This window comes from Cupriavidus sp. UME77 (assembly GCF_014170355.1).
GTDB lineage: Bacteria > Pseudomonadota > Gammaproteobacteria > Burkholderiales > Burkholderiaceae > Cupriavidus > Cupriavidus basilensis.
The window spans coordinates 167753-191628 of sequence record NZ_LZZU01000055.1 but is presented as its reverse complement, the minus strand read 5'-3'; the positions used below and the strand labels follow the sequence as shown (position 1 = coordinate 191628).

General features: G+C 67.4%; 19 protein-coding genes. 9 read left to right on the top strand and 10 right to left on the bottom strand.

The window, feature by feature from the left end:
* Nucleotides 1-63: 63 nt before the first annotated feature.
* Together A9975_RS22850 and A9975_RS22845 are read right to left on the bottom strand one after the other, a co-directional pair.
* The gene (locus A9975_RS22850; RefSeq protein ID WP_370565275.1) at nucleotides 64-1680 is read right to left on the bottom strand and encodes an ABC transporter substrate-binding protein; all 1617 of its coding nucleotides are present in this window, start codon (nucleotides 1678-1680) and stop codon (nucleotides 64-66) included.
* 65 nt (nucleotides 1681-1745) lie between these two features.
* The gene (locus A9975_RS22845; protein ID WP_370565304.1) at nucleotides 1746-3059 is read right to left on the bottom strand and encodes an ArgE/DapE family deacylase; all 1314 of its coding nucleotides are present in this window, start codon (nucleotides 3057-3059) and stop codon (nucleotides 1746-1748) included.
* A gap of 267 nt (nucleotides 3060-3326) precedes the next feature.
* Here A9975_RS22845 and A9975_RS22840 point away from each other — a divergent pair, with 267 nt between their 5' ends.
* The 3 genes from A9975_RS22840 (at nucleotide 3327) to A9975_RS22830 (ending at nucleotide 7548) form a co-directional block, all read left to right on the top strand.
* Complete coding sequence (locus A9975_RS22840) at nucleotides 3327-4925, top strand: PLP-dependent aminotransferase family protein (protein WP_183034791.1); 1599 nt, start codon at nucleotides 3327-3329, stop codon at nucleotides 4923-4925.
* A 56-nt stretch (nucleotides 4926-4981) separates the two neighbouring features.
* Nucleotides 4982-6013: an alpha/beta fold hydrolase gene (locus tag A9975_RS22835; RefSeq protein ID WP_183034790.1), complete on the top strand. Its 1032-nt coding sequence runs from the start codon at nucleotides 4982-4984 to the stop codon at nucleotides 6011-6013.
* Nucleotides 6014-6117: 104 nt separating this feature from the next.
* Nucleotides 6118-7548, top strand: coding sequence for an FAD-binding oxidoreductase (locus tag A9975_RS22830; protein WP_183034789.1), 1431 nt, complete (start codon nucleotides 6118-6120; stop codon nucleotides 7546-7548).
* Nucleotides 7549-7913: 365 nt separating this feature from the next.
* Here the strand turns inward: A9975_RS22830 and eutC are convergent, their stop codons facing one another.
* Nucleotides 7914-8702 carry an ethanolamine ammonia-lyase subunit EutC gene (gene eutC, locus A9975_RS22825; RefSeq protein ID WP_183034788.1) on the bottom strand — a complete coding sequence of 263 codons (789 nt, stop codon included), beginning with the start codon at nucleotides 8700-8702 and terminating at the stop codon, nucleotides 7914-7916.
* A 47-nt stretch (nucleotides 8703-8749) separates the two neighbouring features.
* Nucleotides 8750-10132 carry an ethanolamine ammonia-lyase subunit EutB gene (locus A9975_RS22820; RefSeq protein WP_183034787.1) on the bottom strand — a complete coding sequence of 461 codons (1383 nt, stop codon included), beginning with the start codon at nucleotides 10130-10132 and terminating at the stop codon, nucleotides 8750-8752.
* A gap of 181 nt (nucleotides 10133-10313) precedes the next feature.
* On the opposite strand from A9975_RS22820, the gene A9975_RS22815 reads away from it, so the two are divergent.
* On the top strand, nucleotides 10314-11351 hold the full coding sequence (locus A9975_RS22815) for an AI-2E family transporter (protein WP_183034786.1): 1038 nt from the start codon (nucleotides 10314-10316) through the stop codon (nucleotides 11349-11351).
* Nucleotides 11352-11415: 64 nt separating this feature from the next.
* Here the strand turns inward: A9975_RS22815 and A9975_RS22810 are convergent, their stop codons facing one another.
* The gene (locus A9975_RS22810) at nucleotides 11416-12141 is read right to left on the bottom strand and encodes a FadR/GntR family transcriptional regulator (RefSeq protein ID WP_183034785.1); all 726 of its coding nucleotides are present in this window, start codon (nucleotides 12139-12141) and stop codon (nucleotides 11416-11418) included.
* A 138-nt stretch (nucleotides 12142-12279) separates the two neighbouring features.
* Here A9975_RS22810 and A9975_RS22805 point away from each other — a divergent pair, with 138 nt between their 5' ends.
* From A9975_RS22805 to A9975_RS22790, 4 genes are all read left to right on the top strand, one after another.
* Entirely contained in the window at nucleotides 12280-13068 is a 789-nt protein-coding gene (locus A9975_RS22805) for a (Fe-S)-binding protein (protein ID WP_183034784.1), read from the top strand.
* Between the two features lie 5 nt (nucleotides 13069-13073).
* Complete coding sequence (locus A9975_RS22800; RefSeq protein WP_183034840.1) at nucleotides 13074-13787, top strand: LUD domain-containing protein; 714 nt, start codon at nucleotides 13074-13076, stop codon at nucleotides 13785-13787.
* The gene (locus A9975_RS22795) at nucleotides 13784-15253 is read left to right on the top strand and encodes a LutB/LldF family L-lactate oxidation iron-sulfur protein (protein ID WP_183034783.1); all 1470 of its coding nucleotides are present in this window, start codon (nucleotides 13784-13786) and stop codon (nucleotides 15251-15253) included. Before A9975_RS22800 ends, A9975_RS22795 begins: the two co-directional genes overlap by 4 nt.
* A gap of 442 nt (nucleotides 15254-15695) precedes the next feature.
* Nucleotides 15696-17441, top strand: a complete 1746-nt coding sequence (locus A9975_RS22790) for a lactate permease LctP family transporter (protein ID WP_183034782.1) — start codon at nucleotides 15696-15698, stop codon at nucleotides 17439-17441.
* A gap of 51 nt (nucleotides 17442-17492) precedes the next feature.
* Here A9975_RS22790 and A9975_RS22785 read toward each other — a convergent pair whose 3' ends face one another.
* The 4 genes from A9975_RS22785 to A9975_RS22770 all read right to left on the bottom strand — a co-directional run bounded on the left by A9975_RS22785 (nucleotide 17493) and on the right by A9975_RS22770 (nucleotide 22282).
* Entirely contained in the window at nucleotides 17493-18644 is a 1152-nt protein-coding gene (locus A9975_RS22785) for a CaiB/BaiF CoA-transferase family protein (protein WP_183034781.1), read from the bottom strand.
* Between the two features lie 54 nt (nucleotides 18645-18698).
* Entirely contained in the window at nucleotides 18699-19154 is a 456-nt protein-coding gene (locus A9975_RS22780) for a PaaI family thioesterase (protein WP_183034780.1), read from the bottom strand.
* A 180-nt stretch (nucleotides 19155-19334) separates the two neighbouring features.
* Nucleotides 19335-20315 carry a tripartite tricarboxylate transporter substrate binding protein gene (locus A9975_RS22775; RefSeq protein WP_183034779.1) on the bottom strand — a complete coding sequence of 327 codons (981 nt, stop codon included), beginning with the start codon at nucleotides 20313-20315 and terminating at the stop codon, nucleotides 19335-19337.
* Between the two features lie 128 nt (nucleotides 20316-20443).
* The gene (locus A9975_RS22770) at nucleotides 20444-22282 is read right to left on the bottom strand and encodes an acyl-CoA dehydrogenase family protein (protein ID WP_183034778.1); all 1839 of its coding nucleotides are present in this window, start codon (nucleotides 22280-22282) and stop codon (nucleotides 20444-20446) included.
* A 118-nt stretch (nucleotides 22283-22400) separates the two neighbouring features.
* Between A9975_RS22770 and A9975_RS22765 the strand changes: the two genes are divergently transcribed.
* The gene (locus A9975_RS22765; RefSeq protein WP_183034777.1) at nucleotides 22401-23279 is read left to right on the top strand and encodes a LysR substrate-binding domain-containing protein; all 879 of its coding nucleotides are present in this window, start codon (nucleotides 22401-22403) and stop codon (nucleotides 23277-23279) included.
* Nucleotides 23280-23545: 266 nt separating this feature from the next.
* On the opposite strand, the gene A9975_RS22760 is transcribed toward A9975_RS22765, so the two are convergent.
* A complete protein-coding gene (locus A9975_RS22760; protein ID WP_174426143.1) occupies nucleotides 23546-23845 on the bottom strand; it encodes an antibiotic biosynthesis monooxygenase in 300 nt (99 codons plus the stop codon).
* Nucleotides 23846-23876 lie beyond the last annotated feature (31 nt).

Sequence of the window (23876 nt, the reverse complement as noted above, 5' to 3'; positions counted from 1 at the left end):
GGCGCGTGAACTGACTGGCGACTTGTTACCTGGGTAGAGGCACTCTGGCGTACTCTGGCGTACTCAGTTCTTCTCGATGGAAACGTTGTCGAACGACTCGTTCAGGCCGATGGCGGTGGTCACGAGGTTCTTCACGTTCTTGCGGTAAAGCGTGGGGAACTCCAGCTCGAACAGGTTGCCCGCGGCCACTTCCGTCATCAGGATCTTCTGCACCTGGCTGTAGAGCTTCTGACGCTCGGCCGGGTCCATGGTGACGCTGGCCTTGGCCCAGAGTTCATCGGCCTGCGGATTGCTGTAGCCCTGCACGTTGGCGAACGGCGTGCCCTTGACGATGTTCTTGGTCACGTAGAGCCGCTCCACGCCCAGCGCCGGGTCGCCGTACTGGTAGGTGTAGGTGGCGGTCAGGTCGAAGTCCCAGTTGCTGACGCGGGCGGACCACGTGCCGGCATCGGCGGACTCGATGCTGACCTTGAAGCCAAGCTGTTCCAGCATCTGCTTCATGTACTCGTCAAGCCGGTCCCAGTTGGCGCCATAGGATGACGACAGGATCTTGACCGGGTATTGGCCCACGTTGACGCCGGATTCCTTGATCAGCTCGCGCGCCTTTTTCAGGTTGAAGTCGTAGACCGGCGTGCTCTTGTCGAAGAACAGCGTGGCGGAGGCGAACGGGCTGACCGCCGGCTTGCCCATGCCGAAGAAGATGTTGTCCACGATCATCTTGCGATTGAGCGCGTGCATCACCGCCTCGCGTACCTTGACGTTGTTGAACGGCGGCTTGCGCATGTTCATCAACAGGTTCGACATCGGCGAGAACAGCTCCCAGCCCTTGGTGGTGTATTCCACATTGGGCAGCGCGCGCAGGCGCTTCACATCCACGTTGTCCACGTCGCCGCCGCGCAGCACCTGCACGTCGCCCTTCTCGAAAGCCACCGCGCGCGAGGCCGAGTCCGGGATCACGTAGAACACCAGTTCATCCAGGTAGGGCTTGCCCTTCTTCCAGTAGTTGGGGTTCTTGGCCAGCTTGATATAGGCGCCCTTCTTCCATTCCTTGAACATGAAGGGGCCGGTGCCGACAGGCTTCTGGTTGGCCGGGTTGTTGCGGTAGTCCGTGCCGTCGTAGATGTGCTTGGGCATCATCGGCATGGTGCCGGTCTCGAACATCGAGATAAACGGCGGGAACGCTTCCTTGAGCTTGATCTCGACCGTGCTGTCGCTCACGGCGCGGATCGATTCCATGTACTTGTTCAGCACGGCGCGCGTACGGACGTGCACTTCGCGCAGCATCTTGTCGATCGAGAACACCACGTCGGCGGAAGTGAAGGGCTTTCCGTCATGCCACTTCACGCCACTTTGCAGCTCGAACGTGTAGGTCAGGCCATCGGGCGACACCTTCCACGACTTGGCCAGCTCCGGGCGCGGCTTGAGGTCCGGGCCGTACGTGAGCAGGCCCTGGTAGATCTTGCCGGCGACATACTGCGTGGGCGCCTGCGAGTTCATCGCGCTGACGAGGATCGGCGGCTCGGGTTGCACGATGCCGGACAAGGTGCCGCCAACGGTCTGCGCTACCGCGCTGCCCGCGGGCAACAGTGCCGGTGCCAGGGCCAGGCCGGCGGTTGCCAGCGCCATCGACACCAGGCTTTTACCAAAGCTCTTTTTCAGGTGTTGGGTGAGGTGTTTCATCGGTCAGTTTCCTGTGGTGGTGATCGTGATCTGCGGATACGCGAAGACGCGTTGCTGCGTGGACTTCAAGCGCTGACCGGCTCTACGCCGCACCAGTCGTGCATGAACTGCGCGAGCGTGGTGGCAACGCGCACCATGCTCTGGATGGAAACCGATTCGTCGATGCCGTGGATATTGCGGGCCTGCGGGCCGTAGCAGGTCACCGGCGTTTCCAGCATCAGGCGGAAATGCCGCGCGTCGGTGGTGGCGGTGGTGGCTTCGCGCCGCACCTCTTCGCCATTGACCTTGCGGTGGGCTTCGCCAAGCGCCTGCATGCTGGGCACATCGAGATCGAACTCGCAGCCCGGGGCGTGGAAGCCTTCGTAGCGGATATCGAGCGTGAGGTTGCTGGCCAGGCGCTCCAGCGTGCCGCGCACACAGGCTTCGACGCGCGCCTTGGCATCGGTCACGCTCATGGTCGGGTAGAAGCCGATGCGAATGCCGAGCGTGCAGGTGCAGGGCACCGACGAGTTCCATTCGCCGCCCTGGATCTGGCCGAGATTGAAGTTGATCGGGTGCGCGTGGTCGCGGTACACGGCGGGGCGGTTCTGCGGCAGGTTCCATTCGGCCTCGAGCTTGCGCAGGTCGGCCATCACCTCGATGCCGGCCTCCACCGGGTTCACGCCGGTGGTCATGTAGGCGGCATGCGCCGGGCGGCCGGTGAGTTCGACGAACATCCAGAACACGCCCATCTGCGCGCTCATCAGGCTCTCGCCCAACGGCTCGGGAATCACGACGGTGTCGAACGAGGCCAGCTTGCCGGCGCCCACCGCGCTGGCGAGCGCGGCCACGGTAGCCAGCGCGCCGTTGCCGGTGTTCTCTTCTTCGAGCACGGCGTTGAAGCCGACCGCGCCGGCGGGCTGCACGCCGAGATCTTTCAGCGCCTTATAGGCGGCGAGCGTGCAGATGATGCCGGCCTTCATGTCGCCCGCACCGCGGCCGAACAGCCAGCCGTCCTCGACAAACGGCGCATACGGCGACTGGCGCCACATCGACTCCGGGCCGGTTGGCACCACGTCCAGGTGGCCGTTGAACAGCACGGAGCGGCCGCCCTTCGTCGCCGGGCGATGCGTGGCCAGCAGGTTGTAGCGTCCGCCGTCCGGACAGCATGGCGGCGAGAACAGCGGCAGGTCCTTCAGCGTCTCGCTGCGCAGGTAGATGCGCTCCGGCTCCAGGCCCAGCTCGCGCAGCGCGCCCTCCATGAACGCCACGGCCGGCTGTTCCTGCCCGGAGGGGCTGGGTGCCGCCACGAATTCCGACAACGTGCGCACCATGTAAGGCTCGAGCGCGCGCACGGCGGCGGCGATGGCATCGGTGGAAAGCGCGGGGGTGGCGGGGATGGCGGGCGTAGAGGGCGTAGAGGGCGTAGAGGACGTAGAGGACGTAGAGGACGTAGAGGGCATGGCAGGCATAGCGGTGGGACGTTGCATAAGTGGCTCCACTGGCTGTCCGGTGCGCGCGCTTGGAACGTGCCCGGAGAGGATCGAATCGGCCTGAGCGGCAAAGCGTCGTTGAAAAAAACGACGATCGAAACAAGATGTGTCGAAACTTAGCCGATCATTGGTACCATACATAGATCCATATTTTTCTTTTCACGCGGGGCCACTTTGAAAGAGACGATTTTGTCGGAGCTGCTGCTGCAGCGTCTGGAGCGGCCCGCAGATGGTGCGGCGGACAAAAACGGCGCGCATATGAACCGCCAGCTCTACGAGATCATTCGGCAGGAAATCCTTGCTGGGTCTTTGGTTGCGGGTAGCAAGCTGCCTGCGTCGCGCCTGCTTGCGAAGGAGATAGGGGTTTCCCGCAATACCGTGCTTTATGCATTTGAGCAGTTGCTGGCAGAAGGCTATGTCACCGCAGCCAGCGGAAGTGGCACCTTCGTGTCGCAGAGTTTTCCCGACCACAGTGCATTGCACAACGTTAGGGCGCAAAGTGGCACCATGCCAGTGCTCGCGGCGCAGCAAAATCCAAACCGCTTCGCGCTCTCGCGGCGCGGGCAGCATCTGGTGTCGCATTCTGGTGCGTCGGATCGCCAATGGGGTGCGTTCGTCTCGGGCGTACCCGACGTTTCGCTGTTTCCACACGCGGTCTGGGCGCGCTTGCTCAACAAGCATTGGCGCGCCCCCAAGCCCGAGCTTCTGACGTATGCGCACAACGGTGGCTACCTGCCGCTGCGTCGCGTGCTGGCCGAGCACCTGCGGCTGGTGCGCTCGGTGCGTTGCGAGCCTGAGCAGATCATCCTGACCACCGGCATCCACCAGGCCATCGACCTCATCGCGCGGCTGCTGGGCGATGTCGGCGACAAGGCCTGGATGGAGGACCCCGGCTACTGGGGCACGCGCAGCCTGCTCAACAGCGCCGGCATCGAGACCATCCCCGTGCCGGTGGACAGCGAAGGCCTTGCCCCGGATGCGGCCACGCTGCAGAACCCGCCGCGTTTTATCTTTGCCACACCGTCACACCAATATCCGCTGGGCATGGTGATGAGCTTGTCGCGCCGGCGCATGCTGCTGGAATATGCGCGCCAGCGCGGCGCGTGGATCGTGGAGGACGACTACGACAGCGAATTCCGCTTCGAGGGGCGCCCGCTTGCCTCGCTGCAGGGGCTGGATGAGCATGACCGCGTGATCTACATGGGCACGTTTTCCAAGACGCTGTTCCCCGGCCTGCGCATGGGCTTCATGGTGCTGCCCAAGCCGCTGGCGCCGCACTTCGCAACCGGGCTGTCGGAGCTGTTCCGCGAGGGGCAGCTGGTGCAGCAGGCGGTGCTGGCCGACTTTATCGAGGAGGGGCATTACGCCACGCATATCCGCCGCATGCGCCAGCGCTACGCGCAACGCCAGGGGCTGCTGCGCGAGGCCATCGCAACGCGCCTGGGCGCGGACTGGCCCACCTCCACGCATGAAGCCGGGCTGCACATGGTGATCCACCTGCCGCCGGGCGCCGACGACCTCGGCATCAGCATGGCGGCGCGTACCCAGGGCTTGTCGACGCGGCCGCTGTCGCGCTATTTCGCGGACCCCGCGCGGGCGACCAACCAGGGCTTGCTGCTGGGCTATGCCTGCGTGCCGGACGACGAGATCGCGCCGGCCTTCCACAAGCTGGCGGAGGTGATCGAACCCGCGCTGGAGCATCTGGCGCGCACGCAGGCGCCACGCCGAGCGCCGGTAGCGGGGATCAACCGGGAGGCCTGGAGCGGTGCTTGAGTGCGTTGATGCGAGTGCGGGCACAATAGCCGCCATCCCTACCTGGAGCTGCTGACATGACCGTCGACAAAGACTACGCGCTGTTCGATGCAGGCACCGTGACGCTGCAATCCGGCCAGGCCTTCCCCGGCATGGAGCTGGCCTACAAGACCTTCGGCACGCTCAACGCCCGCAAGGACAACGTGATCGTCTACCCGACCTCGTTCAGCGCGCAGCACTACGACACCGAATGGCTGGTCGCACCGGGCGGCGTGCTGGACCCGGAACGCTACTTCGTCATCATCCCCAACCTGTTCGGCAACGGCCTGTCGGCGTCGCCGTCGAATGCCGCGGCACGGTTCGCGCCGGGCGCCTACCCCTGCGTGACCTACCACGACGCCGTGGCGGTGCAGCGCAGGCTGCTGCAGGAAGTGTTCGGCATCGAGAAGATCGCCCTGGTGTACGGCTGGTCGATGGGCGGCATGCAGGCCTATCACTGGGGCGCCTGCCATGCGGACATGGTCGAGCGGATTGCCGTGGTCTGCGGCAGCGCGCGATGCTCGCCGTTCAACCAGGTCTTCCTCGAAGGTGTCAGGGCCGCGCTCACTGCCGATCCGGCATTCAAGGACGGCCGCTTCACCGAGGCGCCGCGCGCGGGGTACCGCGCCATGGGCCGCGTGTACGCCGGCTGGGCGCTGTCGCATGCGTTCTACCGCGACGAGCTGTGGCGCCAATCGGGCTTTGCCTCGCTGGAGGATTTCCTGGCGAAGACCTGGGACGTCAATTTCTCGCGCCGTGACGCCAACGACCTGCTGGCGCAACTGTGGACGTGGCAAAACGGCGATATCAGCCGCTGCGATGCCTTCGGCAGCGACCTGGACCGCGCGCTGGCGGCGATCCGGGCGCACGTGCTGCTGATGCCCGGCCAGACCGATGCTTACTTCCAGGCCCAGGACAACGCCGCGGAAATCGGCAAGCTCACCGCAGCCCGCACTGCCACGCTGCGGCCAATTCCCTCGGACTACGGGCACCGAGCCGGGAACCCGCACAACATCGCGGCCGATCGCGCCTTCCTGGCCCAGGCGATCTCGGCGTTCTTGGCGGGCTGAGCCCCATTGCGGTGATGGTGCCATCGTCACCGGCCCGATTGGCCCTTAACGCTGTGCCCATCCTCCCATAGCATTAGCACCCTTCTCCTTCACACACACCGCACATGGCAAGCCCCGCTCCCCAACCCGCCCCGTCCTCCGCCCTGCTCAGGGAACTCGCCACGCTGCTGGACGCGCCCGGGCTGCAAACCGGCGACGCCATCGAAACCCGCTTTCGCAAGGACTGGTATGCACCGCTCGGCGCGGTGCCGCCGCTGGCGGTGGTGCGCCCGCGCAATACGGAAGAAGTGGCCGCCGTGCTGGCGCTATGCCACCGGCTGCGCCAGCCCGTGGTGCCGCAAGGCGGGCTGACCGGCCTGGCCGGCGCCGCCACGCCCGAAGGCGGCGAGCTGGTGCTTTCGCTGGAGCGCATGCGCGGCGTGGAAGAGATCGACGCGCAGGCCGGCACCATGACCGTGATGGCCGGCACCACGCTGCAGGCGGCGCAGGAAGCCGCGCGTGCGGCCGGCTGGCTGCTGGCGGTGGACCTGGGCGCGCGCGGCAGCTGCCAGATCGGCGGCAATATCGCCACCAACGCGGGCGGCAACCGCGTGATCCGCTACGGCATGATGCGCGACCAGGTGCTGGGGCTGGAAGCGGTGCTGGCCGATGGCACGGTGGTGTCGTCGCTCAACAAGATGCAGAAGAACAATGCCGGCTATGACGTGCGCCAGCTTTTTATCGGCAGCGAAGGCACCCTGGGCGTGATCACCCGCGCCGTGCTGCGGCTGGCGCCGCTGCCCTGCGCCACGCAAACAGCGCTGTGCGCGCTCGAAACCTACGATGACGTGGTGCGCCTGCTGCGCCATGCGCAGCGCAAGCTCTCGGGGCGGCTGTCAGCCTTCGAAGTCATGTGGGCGGATTTCTACGGGCTGGTGACCACGCGCGTGCCCGGCGTGCGCGCGCCGCTGCCCGCCGGCCATCCTTTCTACGTGCTGCTCGACCTGCAGGGCAACGACGCCGCGCAGGACGCGCCGGTCTTCGAAGGCATGCTGGAATCCGCGATGGAAACCGGCCTGATCCAGGATGCGGCGATCGCATCCAGCCACAAGGAAGCGCAGAGCTTCTGGCAACTGCGCGATGCGGTGGCGGAATTCCCGGTGATGTGGTCGCCCAATGCGGCCTATGACGTCAGCCTGCCGATCGGCCGCATCGGCGAATTCGCCGAAACGCTGCGCGAGCGCCTCCTGGCGGTGTGGCCGCATGCCGAGCCGGTCAATTTCGGCCACGTGGGCGACAGCAACCTGCATGTCAGCGTCTACCTGCCCGGCGCCACCGACCACGACTTCCCCGAGCATGAGATCTCCGACGTGATGTACGGCGTGGTGCGGGAATTCAAGGGCAGCGTCTCCGCCGAGCACGGCATCGGCTTTCACAAGAAGCCCTACCTGCACTGCTCCCGCACACCGGAGGAGCTGGCGCTGATGCGGCTGCTCAAGCGCGCGCTGGATCCGCACAACATCCTGAGCCCGGGGCGGGTGTTTGATCTTGCGTGAGCGCGGCAAAAAAAGCGCCTGAAGGCGAGCCAGACTGCTGACAAACCTGATGCACAAGGCGAAGCCGCCGAACAGGCCAGAGCCGCGCGCCATGACGACGGCTGTCTCTCCCTCTCCCCTCAGGGGGAGAGGGCCGGGGAGAGGGGTGGCTTAGCTAGGAGCCACTTCAAGCGAAGCCCGTGGTGTTTGGGGTTGTCCTGCACGCAGGCGTAACGAGCACCCGCCCTCTCCCCCAACCCCTCTCCCGCACGCGGGAGAGGGGAGCACGGCAGCGCAGATCCGGCTTTGTCGGCAAGGTGACTCGCCTGAAAGGCGGGCGGATGTCATCAAGCGGCTTAAACGAGTAAGCCATCCGCGATGGCCGGTCAGTTCCCCAACGGTCCTTGCTGCGCCGATGGCTCCGGCAACACCCCATGCTCGCTATCATCCTTCAAATCCACCCCGCTGTGCCCGAGCGCCAGCGCCCCGCGCAGCAGGAAGGCCAGCTTGGCCGCGGCCTGCGCATAGGGCAGCCCTTCGGGGCGCACGTTGGAGATGCAGTTGCGCTCGGCGTCGGTGCGGCCCGGGCGCGGGTCGTGCGTCAGGTAGACGCCGAGGCTGTCGGGCGAGCTCAGCCCGGGGCGCTCGCCGATCAGCATCACCACCTGGCGCGCGCCGAGAAGCTGCGCGGCTTCGTCACCAAGCGCCACGCGGGCTTGCTCGGCCACCACCACGGGGCCGATGCGCCAGCCCGGCAGGCGCTCGCGCACGGCCAGCAGCAATGGCACGCCGTGGCGCTGCGCCGCCTGCGCGGACAGGCCGTCGGCCATCACGAAGACCACGTCGGGCGGCTCGGCAGGGCACGCATGCGCCAGCAGCGCGCGGCTGGCGTCGTCGAGCTGGCGGCCAAGGTCCGGGCGGCGCAGGTAGTGCTGCCGATCCGGTGCGGCGCTGTGCGCAGCCACGGTGTCGAAGCCGGCATTGCGCAATGCCAGCTCAATGGCGGCGCGCGCCAGCGGCGCATGCACCGCGTCGCGCGCCTGCGCATGCGCCAGGCCGAACGCGAGCACGGTTTCCGTCGTCTGGCTGTTGCCGCAGCGGCCCAGTGCAATCCGTGCCACGGTGAACTGCCGCAGGCGCTGCCAGGGGTTGTCGTGGATCAGTTTCTGGCTCATGACGCGGGCCTCGTGCGTGCGGGAAAACGTTGGCTGGCCATGACGCGTTACAGGCCGTGCGCGAGTTGCAGCAGCGGCTGGCGCTCAGCCAGCTCCAGCAGCCGGCCATCTGCGCCCAGGATGCCCATGCGCTGCAGCCAGGCCTCGAACTCGGGCGCGGGGCGCAGGCCGAGCGTGTCGCGCAGGTAGAGCGCGTCGTGGAACGAGGTGCTCTGGTAGTTCAGCATGATGTCGTCGGCGCCGGGCACACCCATGATGAAGTTGATGCCGGCCACGCCGAACAGCGTCAGCAACGTGTCCATGTCGTCCTGGTCGGCCTCGGCGTGGTTGGTGTAGCAGACATCGCAGCCCATCGGCACGCCGAGCAGCTTGCCGCAGAAATGATCCTCCAGCCCGGCGCGGATGATCTGCTTGCCATCGTACAGGTACTCGGGGCCGATAAAGCCCACCACGGTATTGACCAGCAGCGGCGAGAACGCGCGCGCCACCGCATAGGCGCGCGCCTCCATGGTCTGCTGGTCCACGCCGTGGTGCGCGTTGGCTGACAGCGCGCTGCCCTGCCCGGTCTCGAAATACATCACGTTGTTGCCCACCGTGCCGCGCGCCAGGCCTTGCGCGGCGTCATGCGCCTCGCGCAGCAGCGCCAGGCTGATGCCAAAGCCGGCGTTGGCGCGCTCGCTGCCGGCCACCGACTGGAACACCAGGTCCACCGGCGCGCCCTGCTCGATGGCGCGCAGCGTGTTGGTGACGTGGGTCAGCACGCAGGACTGGGTGGGCACATCGAAGCGGCAGCGCAGGTCGTCGACCAGCCGCAGCAGCGTGACGATGGCGCCGAGGTTGTCGGTGGCGGGATTGATGCCGATGGTGGCATCGCCGCAGCCGTAGAGCAGGCCATCGATCATCGAGGCGGCAATGCCGCGGGCATCGTCGGTGGGATGGTTGGGTTGCAGCCGTACCGAGAGCCGGCCGGGCAGGCCGATGGTGTTGCGAAAGCGCGTGACGACGCGGCACTTGCGCGCCACCGCGATCAGGTCCTGGTTGCGCATCAGCTTGCTCACCGCTGCCGCCATCTCCGGCGTGATGCCCGGCGCCACGCGCGCCAGCGTCGCGGCGTCGGTCTCGTGCAGCAGCAGCCAGTTGCGCAAGTCGCCTACGGTGAAGGACGCGAGCTCGCGAAAGGCGTGGTTGTCATGGTGGTCGATGATCAGGCGCGTGACCTCGTCGTCCTCGTAGGGCACCAGCGCCTCGGCCAGGAAGTGCGCCAGCGGCACCTCGGCCAGCGCCATGCGCGCGGCCATGCGCTCCTCCTCGCTGGCAGCCGCCAGCCCGGCCAGGTAGTCGCCCGAGCGCGCCGGGCTGGCCTTGGCCAGCAGGGTCTTGAGATCGGCAAAGAGATGCCGCCGCGAGGCTACGGTGTGGGCAAAGGTCATGGGATCTGTCTCGGTCAGCTGGCGGGCCCGCGAACAGCCCGATCATAGCAACCACGGGCGCACATTGTCGCCGCCCGGGCGCTTGCCTTCGCCGTCCGCCCATCGGACAATCGAGCGCCGTACAATGCACAGACGCCCGGCCGTTCACCAGACGGCGCGGCCCCTCAACGCAGGAGACTTGATGAATCAACCCGATCCGCCACGCATACCCCGCTTGCCGGATGCAAAGTGGTTCAATGTCACGACTGCCGCCTATATCCTGACCGCCCTGGCGCTCTGGATGGTGATGCAGGCCAACCTGGTGGCGGCGCTCATGGCGGGCCTGCTGCTGTACTCGCTGGTGGACGTGCTGGCGCCCAAGCTGGTGCGCCTGCACCAGCGCCACGATGCCCTGGCGGTGGCGATCCTCTCCGCTGTCACCTTGCTGGGGCTCACGCTCGGGGGCTGGGCACTGGTGCGCTTTGTCAGCGGCGACGGCAATACGCTCGACACCCTGCTGATCCGCACCGCCGACATCATCGACAAGTCTCGCGCCCAGCTGCCGGTCTGGGTCAGCGACGCGCTGCCGCGCGGCGTGGATGAGCTGGCCAACGCCCTCATTGCCTGGCTGCGCGAGCACGCGCAGATGGCGCAGAAGTTCGGCACCGAGGTGCTGCGCAGCCTCGCGCATATCCTGATCGGCCTGGTGATCGGCGCGATGGTCGCGCTGTACCGCGCCATCTCCAAGCCCAACCGCCGGCCGCTGGCCTCGGCGCTGGTGGAACGTGCCCGCAACCTGCAGCTGGCGTTCTCGCAGTTCATCTTCGCCCAGGTGCAGATCTCGCTGATCAACACCGTGCTCACCGCGATCTACCTGCTGGTGGTGCTGCCGCTGTTTGGCGTGCACCTGCCGCTGGCCAAGACACTGGTCGCCCTCACGTTCCTGGTCGGGCTGCTGCCGGTACTGGGCAACCTGGTGTCGAACACGGGCATCGTGGTGGCCTCGCTGTCGGTCTCGCTGCCCATGGCGATCGCCTCGCTGTTGTACCTGGTGGTGATCCACAAGTTCGAGTACTTCCTCAACGCACGCATCATCGGCGCGCGCATCAATGCCGCCGCCTGGGAGCTGCTCACGGTCATGCTGCTGATGGAGTCGCTGTACGGCGTCGCCGGCGTGATTGCCGGGCCGATCTACTACGCCTATCTCAAGCGCGAGCTGTCCAACAAGGGCCTGATCTGACGCACGGCGCCACCGGTAGGACCAATTCCCGCCGATCCGGTGCCCGCCGCTCCAGTGCCCAACGTCAGGCGCTTGCCCCGTCTCCTCGCTGCTCAACCCGGCTGCGCACAAAGTCGATGTGCGTCTGCATGGCGGTGCGCGCCTCCTCCGGGCGGCGCGCGCAGATGGCCTCGCACAGCGTGCGGTGCTGCAGCAGCAATAGCGCGGAGGCATCCTCGTCCTGCACCCGCAGGCCCGTGCCGTTGATGGTGATGTGTTCGCGCAGCATGCCGATCACGCTGGTATGCAGGTGCAGGAACATGGTGTTGTGCGAGGCCTGGGCAATGGCCTCATGCAGCTTGGCATCCGCCTCGGCCTCGGCGGCCTTGTCGTCTTGCTGGCGGGCGGCTTCCAGCGCGCGGAGCAGGCCGCGGATGCGCTTGAGATCCGCGGCATCCGCGCGCATAGCGGCAAAGTAAGCGGTAGCGCCCTCCAGCACCCGGCGAAACTCCAGGATATCGTCGCGCAGCACCGGGTGGTCCGCCACCAGCTGGCGCCATGGCGAGGCAAAGCCGGTGCGCAACTGCTCGGTGACGAACACCCCGGCGCCCTGCCGGCTTTGCAGCAAGCCCCGCGCCGCCAGCCGCTGGATAGCCTCGCGGATGGTGTTGCGCGCCACGCCATATTGCTCGGCCAGGAGCCGCTCCGCGGGCAGGCGGGCGCCGGCTGGCCAAGTGCCGTCCAGCATCGCCGTTTCCAGTTTCCGCATCACCTCTTCCACGCGCCCGCGCGCCTGCCTGCCCGCCGCCATCCACTCGCTCCGAAATCCGTTCGCCACGCCCAACTGGTCCAACCAATTTGAACTGGCGCGCGTCTCGCGGAATTATGCGCTCAAACAACGGCCGGCCCTGAGCCCCACAGCCAGGCGGCCGCACCCACGGAGCGAGACATGAAGCAAAGGCGCTATCCCCCTGCCCCGGCACAGGTCTACCTGTTCGCCACCTGCCTGGTCGACATGTTCGTGCCGCAAGCCGGCCTGGACGCCGTGCGGCTGCTGGAGCGAGAGGGCCTGACCGTGCACTTCCCCCGTGGGCAAAGCTGCTGCGGACAGCCTGCCTATAGCAGCGGCAACCCGGAACAGGCCCGGGCGGTGGCGTTGGCCCAGCTGGATCTGTTCGCCGAACCATGGCCGGTGATCGTGCCCTCTGGCTCTTGCGCCGGGATGATGCGGCACCACTGGCCGCAGCTGTTCGCGCAGGACCCCGTGGCCGGGCCCAAGGCCGCCCTGCTGGCCGAGCGCGTGTACGAGCTGAGCGAATTCCTGCTGCACGTGTTGAAAGTCCGCTTCGACGTGAGCGGCGTCGCCGGCCAGCCGCCCGAAACCGTGGTGCTGCACACCTCCTGCGCCGCCCGTCGAGAAATGGGTACGCGCGACCATGGCGTGGCACTGGTCGACGTCCTGCCCGGCGTCACGCGTGCCGAGCATCAGCGCGAATCCGAATGCTGCGGCTTTGGCGGCACCTTCTCGCTCAAGCATCCCGACATCTCCGGCGCGATGGTGCAGGACAAGATCGCTTCGGCCTGCGCCACCGGCTGCGACCGGCTGGTCTCTGCCGACTGCGGCTGCCTGCTCAATATCGGGCACGCGGCCAGGCACCAGGGCGCGCCGCTGGCTGTCGAGCATCTCGCCACCTTCCTGTGGCGGCGTACCGGCGGCGCCACCAAGGAGCAAGCATGAGCACACTGAGCGCGCGCGAGCGCATGCTGGGCCGGCTACGCGCAGCCGCACCCGCTGCCACTGCCGATGCCACTGCCGATGCCGATGCCAGCCAGCTGGATGCGCGCATCGACGCACACTACGATGCCCGCCGCGAGGCGGCCACCCCCGCCGAGCTGGCGCAGGCCATGCAGGCTGCACTAAGTGCCTCGCACGCGCGGGCCTGGTGCGCCAGCGCCGAGGCCTGGCCCGCGCAGCTTGCAGGCAGGCTCGCTGCCGCCGGCGTGCGCCGCCTGCTGCTGGACCCCGCGGCCGCGCAAGGCGCCGCGCTGATGCGCGCCTTGCCCGCCAGCGTGGCGACGTTGTCTTACGCGCGCCCCATCGAAGCGTGGAAGGCGGAACTCTTCGACACCGTGGACGCGGGCTTCACCGTGGCGCGCTCCGGCATTGCCGCCACCGGCACGCTGGTGCTGGCGCCCGACGCGCAAACCCCACGCACGGTCTCGCTGGTGCCGCCGCTGCATATCGCGCTGGTGTACGCCGAGACGCTGCATCCGGACCTGCATTGCGCCGCGCGCGCCGAGCGCTGGAGCGCTGGCATGCCGACCAACCTGGTGCTGGTATCCGGCCCATCCAAGACCTCGGACATCCAGCAAACGCTGGCCTACGGCGCGCATGGCCCGCGCGAGCTGTGGGTCATCATCGTGACCGGCAGCGCCGGGACGGGAGCCGCGCAATGAGCACATCAACGACTGCGCGGGACGGCGCCGCGCCCCTGCACTTCGTGCCCGCCGCGGACTTCAAGGCGCGCTCGCGCGCGGCGCTGGACGACCCCAAGCTGCGCAGCAGCTTTCGCGGCGCCATGGACTTCCTGCAGGTCAAGCGCGCCGTGCAGTTTCCCGACGGCGATGAGCTGGAGCAGTTGCGCGACCTGGGCGAAGCGATCCGCCAGCACGCACTGTCGCAGCTGCCGGACCTGCTGGTGCAACTGGAGGACAAGCTCACCGCGGCCGGCGTGCAGGTGCACTGGGCCGAGACCGCGGACGAGGCCAATGCGATCGTGCACGGCATCGCACAGGCCCGTCAGGCAAGCCGCGTGATCAAGGGCAAGTCGATGGCCAGCGAGGAGATCGAGCTGAACCATTACCTGGCCGAGCGTGGCATCGACTGCATCGAGTCCGACATGGGCGAGTACATCGTGCAGCTCGCCGGCGAGAAGCCGTCGCACATCGTGATGCCGGCCATCCACAAGACGCGCGGCGACATTGCCGAGCTGTTCGCGCAGCATATCCCCGGCACGCCCTATACCGAGGACGTGGACGAACTGATCCAGACCGGCCGGCGCGCGCTGCGCCAGGAATTCGTCAACGCGGACATCGGCCTGTCCGGCGTGAACTTTGCCGCCGCGGACACCGGCACGCTGTGGCTGGTGGAAAACGAGGGCAACGGCCGCCTGTCCACCACCGTGCCCGATGTGCACATCGCCATCATGGGCATGGAGAAGGTGGTGGCACGGCTAGAGCACATCGTGCCGCTGGCCAGCCTGTTGACGCGCTCGGCCACCGGGCAGGCCATCACCACCTACTTCAACCTGATCTCCGGCCCGCGCCGCGCGGGCGAGCGCGACGGCCCGCGCGAGGTGCACCTGGTGCTGCTGGATAACGGCCGCAGCCAGGCCTATGCCGATGCGCAACTGCGCGCCACGCTGCAGTGCATCCGCTGCGGCGCGTGCATGAACCATTGCCCGGTGTACACGCGCATCGGCGGCCATGCCTACGGCACCACCTACCCCGGCCCGATCGGCAAGATCATCTCGCCTCACCTGCTCGGGCTCGATGCCACGGCGGACCTCGCCACCGCCTCCAGCCTGTGCGGCGCCTGCGGCGAAGTCTGCCCCGTGCGCATCCCGATTCCGCAATTGCTGATCCGCCTGCGCACCGAGGCCAACCGCGATCCCGACGAACAGGTTGCGCACCCGCTGCGCGGCCAAGGCGCCAAGTTCAGCCGCGGCGAGCACCTGGTCTGGCGCTTCTGGAGCGGCGCGTTCGCGCATCCGCTCGCCTACCGGCTGTTCCGCTGGGCCGCCACGCGGCTGCGGGTGCTGACGCCAAAACAGCAACTCGGGTGGACCCGGCACCGCGCACCGCTTACCCCCGCGCCGCGCAGCCTGTCGGACTTGCTGCGCGAGCGCGGACAGGCAGAGTAAGCCGGTACCAAGAACAGACACAACAAAAGCGCCCACGTATAGACCCGCCAGCGGGCAACACAGCGCGATGCGAAGCGAGCCGTGAAGGTTTACCAGGCCGTATGGGGCGCCTCGTCGGCAGGCAAAAAGAGCGGAAAAGAGGGGGCCATGTCTGAGCATCGCCTTAAGGCGATGTGAGTTTGGCCCCCGGCCGCTCTTTTTGGCTGACGACGAGGGGGTGTCGCCCCATCCGGCGCGCCTTCTTTGCCTACTTTCTTGGCAAGACAAGAAAGTAGGTCGCCGCCCCGCAGGGGTGGTGAAACCGCCTTTGACTTTAAGCCTTTGACCTTAAGCCTTTGACTTCGCAGTCAGGCAACAAGGCAACAAGAACAAGACAAAAAACACAAGCAACAAAACGCCCCACCCCAGTTCACCCAAACGCATTCCCCGGAGGAGACCCACCGTGCAACCCTGGACCCAAACCTACACACCGCTAGGCAGCCTATGGCTGTCCGCGCTCGCGGCCGCGCTACCCATCCTCTTCTTCTTCCTCGCCCTGGCCGTGCTGCGCATGAAAGGCCACGTGGCAGCAGCCATCACGCTGCTCCTCGCGCTAGGCGTGGCGATCTTCGCCTACGGCATGCCCGTGCCGCAGGCGCTCGCCGCCGCGGGCTTCGGCTTTGCCTACGGCCTGTGGCCGATCGCGTGGATCATCGTGACCGCGGTGTTCCTCTACAAGATCGTGGTGAAGACCGGGCAGTTCGACATCATCCGCGCGTCGGTGCTGGCCATCACCGACGACCAGCGCCTGCAGATGCTGCTGATCGGCTTTGCCTTCGGCGCCTTCCTGGAAGGCGCGGCTGGCTTTGGTGCGCCGGTGGCCATTACCGCGGCCCTGCTGGTGGGCCTGGGCTTCAACCCGCTCTATGCGGCGGGCCTGTGCCTGATCGCCAATACCGCACCGGTGGCCTTCGGCGCCATGGGCATTCCCATCATCGTGGCGGGCCAGGTGACCGGCATCGATGCCATGCACATCGGCGCCATGGCCGGCCGGCAATTGCCGCTGCTGTCGCTGGCGGTGCCGTTCTGGCTGGTATTCATCATGGACGGCAAGCGCGGTGTGAAAGAAACGTGGCCGGCGGCGCTGGTGACCGGCGCGAGCTTCTCGGTGACGCAGTATTTCACCTCGAACCATATCGGGCCGGAGTTGCCGGACATCACGTCGGCGCTGGTGAGCCTGGTGTCGCTGACGCTGTTCCTGAAGGTGTGGCAGCCCAAAAGCGCAAGCCAGCGGGCTGGCGGCGCGGTGAAGGCGGGCGGCGGCGGTGCCGCGGCACTGGCGCGCATGGGTGGCGGGCTGGCTAGCGATGCAGGCGGCTTCGGCAACGGTGCGGGCGACGGGGCGGGTAGCAACCGCCGTGCCTCGCCCTACACCGTGGCGCAGACCGTGCGCGCGTGGGCGCCGTTCGGCATCCTCACCGCCATCGTGACGGTGTGGAGCCTGCCATCGTTCAAGGCGCTGTTTGCCGGCAACGGCGCGCTGGCCGGGTGGGTGCTGAAGTTCCATGTGCCGGCGCTGGACCAGCTGGTGATCAAGGCCGCGCCGATCGTGGCACAGCCCAAGGCCTACGAAGCGGTGTTCAAGCTCGACCTGGTATCGGCGGTGGGCACCGCCATCCTGCTGACCGCGCTGATCTCCGCCGTGCTGCTGCGCATGAAGCCACGCGCTGCGCTGGCCACCTTCGGCGAAACGCTGATGGAGCTGCGCCGCCCGATCCTGTCGATCGGGCTGGTGCTGGGCTTCGCCTTTGTTGCCAACTACTCGGGCATGTCGTCGACGCTGGCGCTGCTGCTGGCCGGCACGGGCGCGGCGTTTCCGTTCTTCTCGCCCTTCCTGGGCTGGCTGGGCGTGTTCCTGACCGGCTCGGACACGTCGTCCAATGCGCTGTTCTGCTCGTTGCAGAGCACCACCGCGCACCAGATCGGCGTATCCGACACGCTGCTGGTGGCGGCCAACACCACCGGCGGCGTGACCGGCAAGATGATCTCGCCGCAATCCATCGCGGTAGCCTGCGCGGCCACCGGGCTGGTCGGCAAGGAATCCGAGCTGTTCCGCTTTACCGTGAAGCACAGCCTGCTGTTTGCGGTGATCGTGGGCATCATCACCATGCTGCAGGCTTATGTGTTCACGGGGATGATTCCCCACTGAGCTACTGAGCTACTGAGCCACTGACCCACCGAGCGGGCACAGCCCCGCCGCTTACTCGCCGTCGTTGGCGGCGTCGCGCGGCAGGAACCGGTCGCCCTCGGCCAGCGGCGCGTAACGGTAGGTGGCCGGCGTGCGGCTGAGCTTGACGGGCGACCCGAGGCCCTTGTAGCCATCCGCCATCTCCACCACCATCTCGCGGTGGACGGTGTGCGGATGCTGCAAGGCGTCCGCCACCGACAGCACCGGCGCGCACGGCACGCCGGCGGCCACCAGCGTATCGGCCAGCACCTTGCCATCCAGCTTGCCCATGCGCGCCTCCAGCTCCACCTTGAGCGTGGCACGGTTGACCGAGCGCGCGCCGGCGGTGGCGTAGCGCTCATCGTCGGCAAACCCCGGCATCTCCAGGTGCTCGCACAGGATGCGGAACTGCCGATCGTTGCCGACCGCGAGAAAGATCGGGTCGGTGGCGGTGGCGACGGTGTCGTACGGATAGATGTTCGGGTGCGCGTTGCCGGTGCGAGTCGGCTCCTTGCCGCTCATGAACCAGTTGGCCGCGTGCGGATGCAGCAGCGACAGGCCCGAGTCGTACAGCGCCGCCTCGACAAACTGGCCGCGCCCGCTGCGCTCGCGCTCCTGCAGGGCCAGCAACACGCCCAGCGCGGCGTTCAGCCCCGTGACCATGTCCACCACCGGCAAGCCCACGCGCAGCGCGTCGCCGCCGGCTTCGCCGTTGATGCTCATGATGCCCGCCATGGCCTGGATGGCCGCGTCGTAGCCGGGCAGGCCGCCTAGCGGGCCATCGGCGCCAAAGCCGGAAACCCGGCAGTGCACCAGGCGCGGGAAGCGCGCCGACAGCGCGTCAAACCCCAGCCCCCATTTTTCCAGCGTGCCGGTCTTGAAGTTCTCGACCAGTACGTCGGCGTCGGCCAGCAGGACAAGCAGCACCTCGCGGTCGGCATCGGCGCTCAGGTCCAGCCGCATCACGCGCTTGTTGCGGTTCAGGCCGAAGTAATAAGAGGCCACGCCGTCCTTGAACGGAGGCCCCCAGGTGCGGGTATCGTCGCCCTGGGGCGGCTCGATCTTCAGCACGTCGGCGCCATGGTCGCCAAGGATCTGGCCGCAGAACGGCCCGCCCAGGATGCGGGAGAGATCGACCACGCGGATGCCGGCGAGCGCGCCGGGCGAGACAGGGAGTTTGCTCATGAGAGGGGTTCCGTAACTGCGGCGATGAACGTGCGACGAAAAACGCGGGTTGGCTCAGGCGGCCGGCGCGGGCGTGCGATCCAGCAGCTTGAAGGTGCCAGTGGCCAGCGCCAGCAGCTCGCCCTGCGCGTCGCGGATCTCGCCGCGCGCGAAACACAGGGAACGCCCGCGCCGCTCGCACCAGGCGGTGGCGGTCAGCTCGCCGCGCCCGGGCGCGGTGAAATGCACCGACAGGTCGATCGTGGCCACGCCAAAGCGGCGCGGATCGTGGCCACGCGCGGCGCAGGACAGCGCGCAATCGAGCAGCGTGGCCAGCGCGCCGCCATGCACGTCGCCGCGGCTGTTGGTGTGGTCCGGGTGGTAGGCCATGCTCACGCGCGCCTCTTTGGCGTTGATGTGCACGCCGGTCAGGCCGAACACGCGGGCCATGGGCATCGGCAGGGCAAACAGCAGGCCTGGCGCTTCACCGGCAAATTCGTTGACGGATGCGGGCGAGGAGAGATCGGTCATGGCGGGCACAGGGTAGGTTGGGGCCGCATGAAGGCAAAACGGGCACCGCTATGCCGCGATGCCCAGGAATTCGCCCTCACGCCGCCGGGTGCATTGGACTGCACGCAGGTTGGCAAACGTCAATACTACCGCCGAACCGGCCATGATTCATAGCCTGGCTTGGCGGGGCGTGCCCCTGGCTCAGTCCAGCTGAGCGCCCGATTTCTGTACCACGCCGCGCCATTTGGTCACCTCTGCCTTGACGAAGCTGCCAAGCTGCTCGGGCGAGGTCGACGGCGGCAGTTCCAGGCCTTGCGCTTGCAGGGTCTTGCGCACTTCGGGCTGTTGCAGCGCATCGGCAAAAGCATGGTTGAGCTTGGCGATGACCGCCGGCGGCGTGCCGGCCGGGGCGACCACGCCGAAGAACACCGAGACGTCGAAGCCGGGCACGCCCTGCTCGGCCACGGTGGGCACATCGGGCAGCGCCTGCGAGCGGCTCTTGGTGGTCACGCCCAGCACGCGGAACTTGCCGCTCTTGATGAAGGGCAGCGCGGTCAGCACGTCGGTGAAGCTCATGCTCACCTGGCCGCCAAGCAGGTCGTTGAGCGCGGGGCCGGTGCCCTTGTAGGGAATATGGCGGAAGTCCGTGCCGGCCAGGTTGTTGAACAGCACGCCGGCCAGGTGCGAGGACGCGCCATTGCCGGACGAGGCATAGGTCAGCTTGCCCGGGTTGGCCTTGCCGTAGGCGATCAGCTCACCAACGGTCTTGGCGGGCACCGAGGGGTTCACCACCAGCACATTGGGCAACTGGCCGATCTGGATGATCGGCGCGAAGCTCTTGACCGGGTCGTAGTTGATCTTGCGGTACAGGCTGACATTGATCGCCAGCGGGGCCGAGGTGCCGAACATCAGCGTGTAGCCATCCGGCTCCGCGCGCGCCACGGCTTCGGCGCCGATATTGCCGCCGGCGCCGGCGCGGTTTTCCACCACCACGGTCTGGCCAAGGCTGCCCTTGAGCGCGGACGCCAGGGTGCGCGCCATCACGTCGGTGGGGCCGCCGGGCGGGTAGGTCACGATCATCATGATGGGCTTGGACGGGTAGTCCTTCTGCGCCAGCGCGGGGGCAATGCCCACGCAAAGGGTGCAGGCGGCGACAGCGGCGAGGCGTTGCCAGAGGGTCATGGTTGTCTCCAGGTTTAGGTCTTCTTGCGCCGGCCAGCCGGTGCTGCGGCGGCGTGTGCGGCGCCGTAGGGGCGCCGCGGGGGCTTGTCGGTTTTGCGGTAAGGGTGCGGTAGGGCTGCGGTAAGGCGTCAGAAGAGGTTGACCTGCGCCACCTCGCCGGTGGCGCTCACGGCGCCGTCGGCGGGCGGGGCGATGGTGTCGGCCAGCCAGTAGGGTTCGGCCTCGCCGGCCAGCGGATCCTGGGGCAGCACGCGATGGAGCAGCACCAGCTGGGCCAGGCGCATGCGCCGTACCGAGCCGATGCGCCCGGCTTCCCAGGCCATGGCGACCGCGCTGGTCACGTGGTACAGCGCGGAAGCGGCCTGGCGCGCCAGCACGTCGCCATCGGCGCCGGCTTCCGCGGCGCGGGCGGCCAGCTTCGCGGCCCTGGCAATCGCCGCGGTAAACGTGGCGCGCGCCCCGGCATGCATCGGCGTGGCTTGCAGCAAGCCCGCGAGGTGGGCTTCCAGCACCGGCAACGCGCCTTCGCGGCGGATCGCACGCAGCACGTCAAGGGCAACGATATTGCTGGTGCCTTCCCAGATCGAGCCGAGATGCGCGTCGCGCACCAGGCGCGGGTCGCTCCATTCCTCGATATAGCCGCAGCCGCCGCGCATTTCCATGGCGTCGCCGGTGACCTTGCGCGCATCGCGGCAGGCGCGGAACTTGATCAGCGGCGTCAGCACGCGCATCAGCGGATAAGCATCGGCCTCGCCGGCATCGGCGCGGCGCAGTGCCTCGGCGGTCTGGAACACCATGGTGCGGGCCTGCTCGGTGGGCAGCACGAGCTTGAGCAACTGGCGGCGCATCAGCGGCATGTCAAGCAGGCGCTTGCCAAAGGCCCGGCGCTCGCGCGCGATGAACTGGCCCTCCGACAAGGCACGGCGCATCAGGCCGGCCGCCCGCACGCCGTTGGACAGGCGCGAGTTGTTGATCATGTCGGCCATCTGCACGAAGCCCCGGCCGAGTTCCCCCACCAGGTAGGCATGCGCGCCTTCCAGGCGGATCTCGCCGCTGGCCATGGAGCGCGTGCCAAGCTTGTCCTTGAGCCGGATGATGCGGTAGTGGTTGGCGCTGCCATCGGCCAACGTGCGCGGCAGCAGGAACAGCGACACACCCTTGATGCCGGGCGCGGCCTCGCCATTCTCGTCCTCGACGCGGGCCAGCACCATCGCCAGCGCGGCGTCCGGGTTGGAGCAGAACCATTTGTCGCCCGACAGGCGCCAGCCGCCCTCGGCCTGCGCATCGCGCGCGGCGCGGGTGGTGGTGGCGGCCACGTCGGAGCCCGCGCCTTGCTCGGTCATGAACATGGCGCCCTGGTACAGGTCCTCGAAGACCTGCGTGGTGAGGTTCGGCAGGAAGCGCTCGACCACCGCCGGGTCGCCAAACTTGCGCAAGGTGCGGGTCAGCGAATCGGTCATCGACAGCGGGCAGCACAGGCCGAACTCGGCCTGCACGAACAGGTAGGTCAGCGCGTACTTGGCCGCGGCGGGCATCGGCTTGTCCCAGCCCAGCACGCCGCCACGGTGTGATGCCGCCGCCAGCCCGAACTCGGAGAACGCCACCTTCTCAAGCTCCACGTAAGCGGGATGCTTGTCGATGCGCTGGGCATCGATGCCGGTGCGGGTCCGGTGCGACAAGGTGGGCTTGTTCTGGTCGGCGATATGCGCGAGTTCGTCCAGCACGCCGCCGGCCAGCGCGCCCATGCGATCGAGGTGGGGCAAGAGGTGGGCGAACAGGTCGGGCGGGAGGTAGAGCGGCAGCAGCGCGCGCAGGTCCGGGTCGCTGGCAAACAGGTTGACGCCTTGCTGATCCGGCACCGGATGCGCGGGCGTGGCAGAGGGTGCGGGCACGGCCGAGGCGGGCGAGGCGGACGAGGCGGACAAAGTGGCCGAAACGACAGTTTGGCGCGCTGCGCTGGTCTGCATGGGGTATCTCCTGTGTGTGCCGGCACTTGGCGCCGGATACTTTGTCTGCATTATTCAAAGTCCGGCGATTCGTGTCTAATTCTAAAATTGGCTTGGTCCATATATTTTTTATATCGCCATGGAATTCCGTCACCTGCGCTACTTCCTCGTCCTCGCCGAAGAACTCCACTTCGGCCGGGCCGCCCGCCGCCTGTCGATCTCGCAGCCGCCGCTATCGCTAAACATCCAGCAGTTGGAAGCCTCGGTGGGCGCCCGCCTGTTCGAGCGCGACAGCCGCGGCGTGCGCCTGACCGCCGCCGGCCGGGCCTTTCGCGAATCGGCCAGCGCGCTGCTGGCCCAGGCTGAAGAAGCCCGCCTGCTGGCCCGCGAGATCGAGGCCGGCGCCGTCGGGCGGCTGCGCATCGGCTTCGTCGGCTCCATGCTGTACCGCGGCCTGCCCCAGCGCCTGCGGGAGTTCCAGGCCAGCTACCCCGGCATCCAGGTAGCGCTGACGGAACTCAACTCACAGGAGCAGATCGACGCGCTGCTGCATGACGGCCTGGATGCCGGCTTCATCCACACCAACCGCGTGCCCAACGAACTGGCCACCGCGCTGGTCCATAGCGAACCCTTCCTGTGCTGCGTGCCGCATGACCATCCCCTGGCACGGCAAGCCACCGTGGCGCTGAGCGAGCTGCGCGGCGAGCCCTTCGTGCTGTTCTCCCGCAAGGCCTCGCCCGACTACTACAACCGCATTTTCGAGATGTGCGCGGCGCAAGGCTTCTATCCGCAGATCCGGCATGAGGTGCGGCACTGGCTGTCGGTGGTGTCCCTGGTGTCGCAAGGAACCGGCGTGGCGCTGGTGCCGGCGGCGCTGCAGAGGTCGGCAATGGCGGGGGCGGTGTTTTTGCCGCTGGCGCAGGCGACGGTGCCGTCGGAGGTGTATTGCGTCTGGAAGGCGGGAACGGACGAGCCCGCGCGCGACCGCTTCCTGGAGAAGATGCGGGAGGAGAAATAAGGAGCTGGTGCAGGAGGCGGGCCGGACCCTCCCGGCTCACCCGAAGATGCGGCAAGCGCCTGCGACGGCGAATGCACTCAGGGTAAACACCAGGCTCACAAAGAAAATGCCACCTGCTTTACCGGCAGGTGGCATGTCAAATACGCATGGAACGGGGTGTTCAGCGTGCAAGCAGCTTACCTGCTGCACTTTCCCCCACCAATAACGCAATTGCGTTATTCGGGACCCTACTCAAGCGGGGGGAGGTTGGCCCCGTCAACCCGGATTCAGAACCCCTCGACCGCCACGCTGACATGGCCCACGTTGGGCGCGGCGGCAAAGTAGTCGCCAACCAGCTTGCGCCATTCGGCGAAGTCCGCGGATTCGCGGAAATCCACCATGTGGTTCTCGACCGTTTCCCACTTGACCTCCAACGTGAAGTGCGAGGGGTTTTCGATCGACCTGAGCAGCCGCATGGCGTGGCAGCCGCGGGCGCGCTTGAAGAGCGGCGCTGCCTTGGCAACCGCTGCCTCGAAGTCCGACTCCGTGCCCGGTTTGATCTGGAACTGCGCTATTTCGAGAATCATGTCTTGTGCTCCGTCTGTGCGTGTCAGGAAG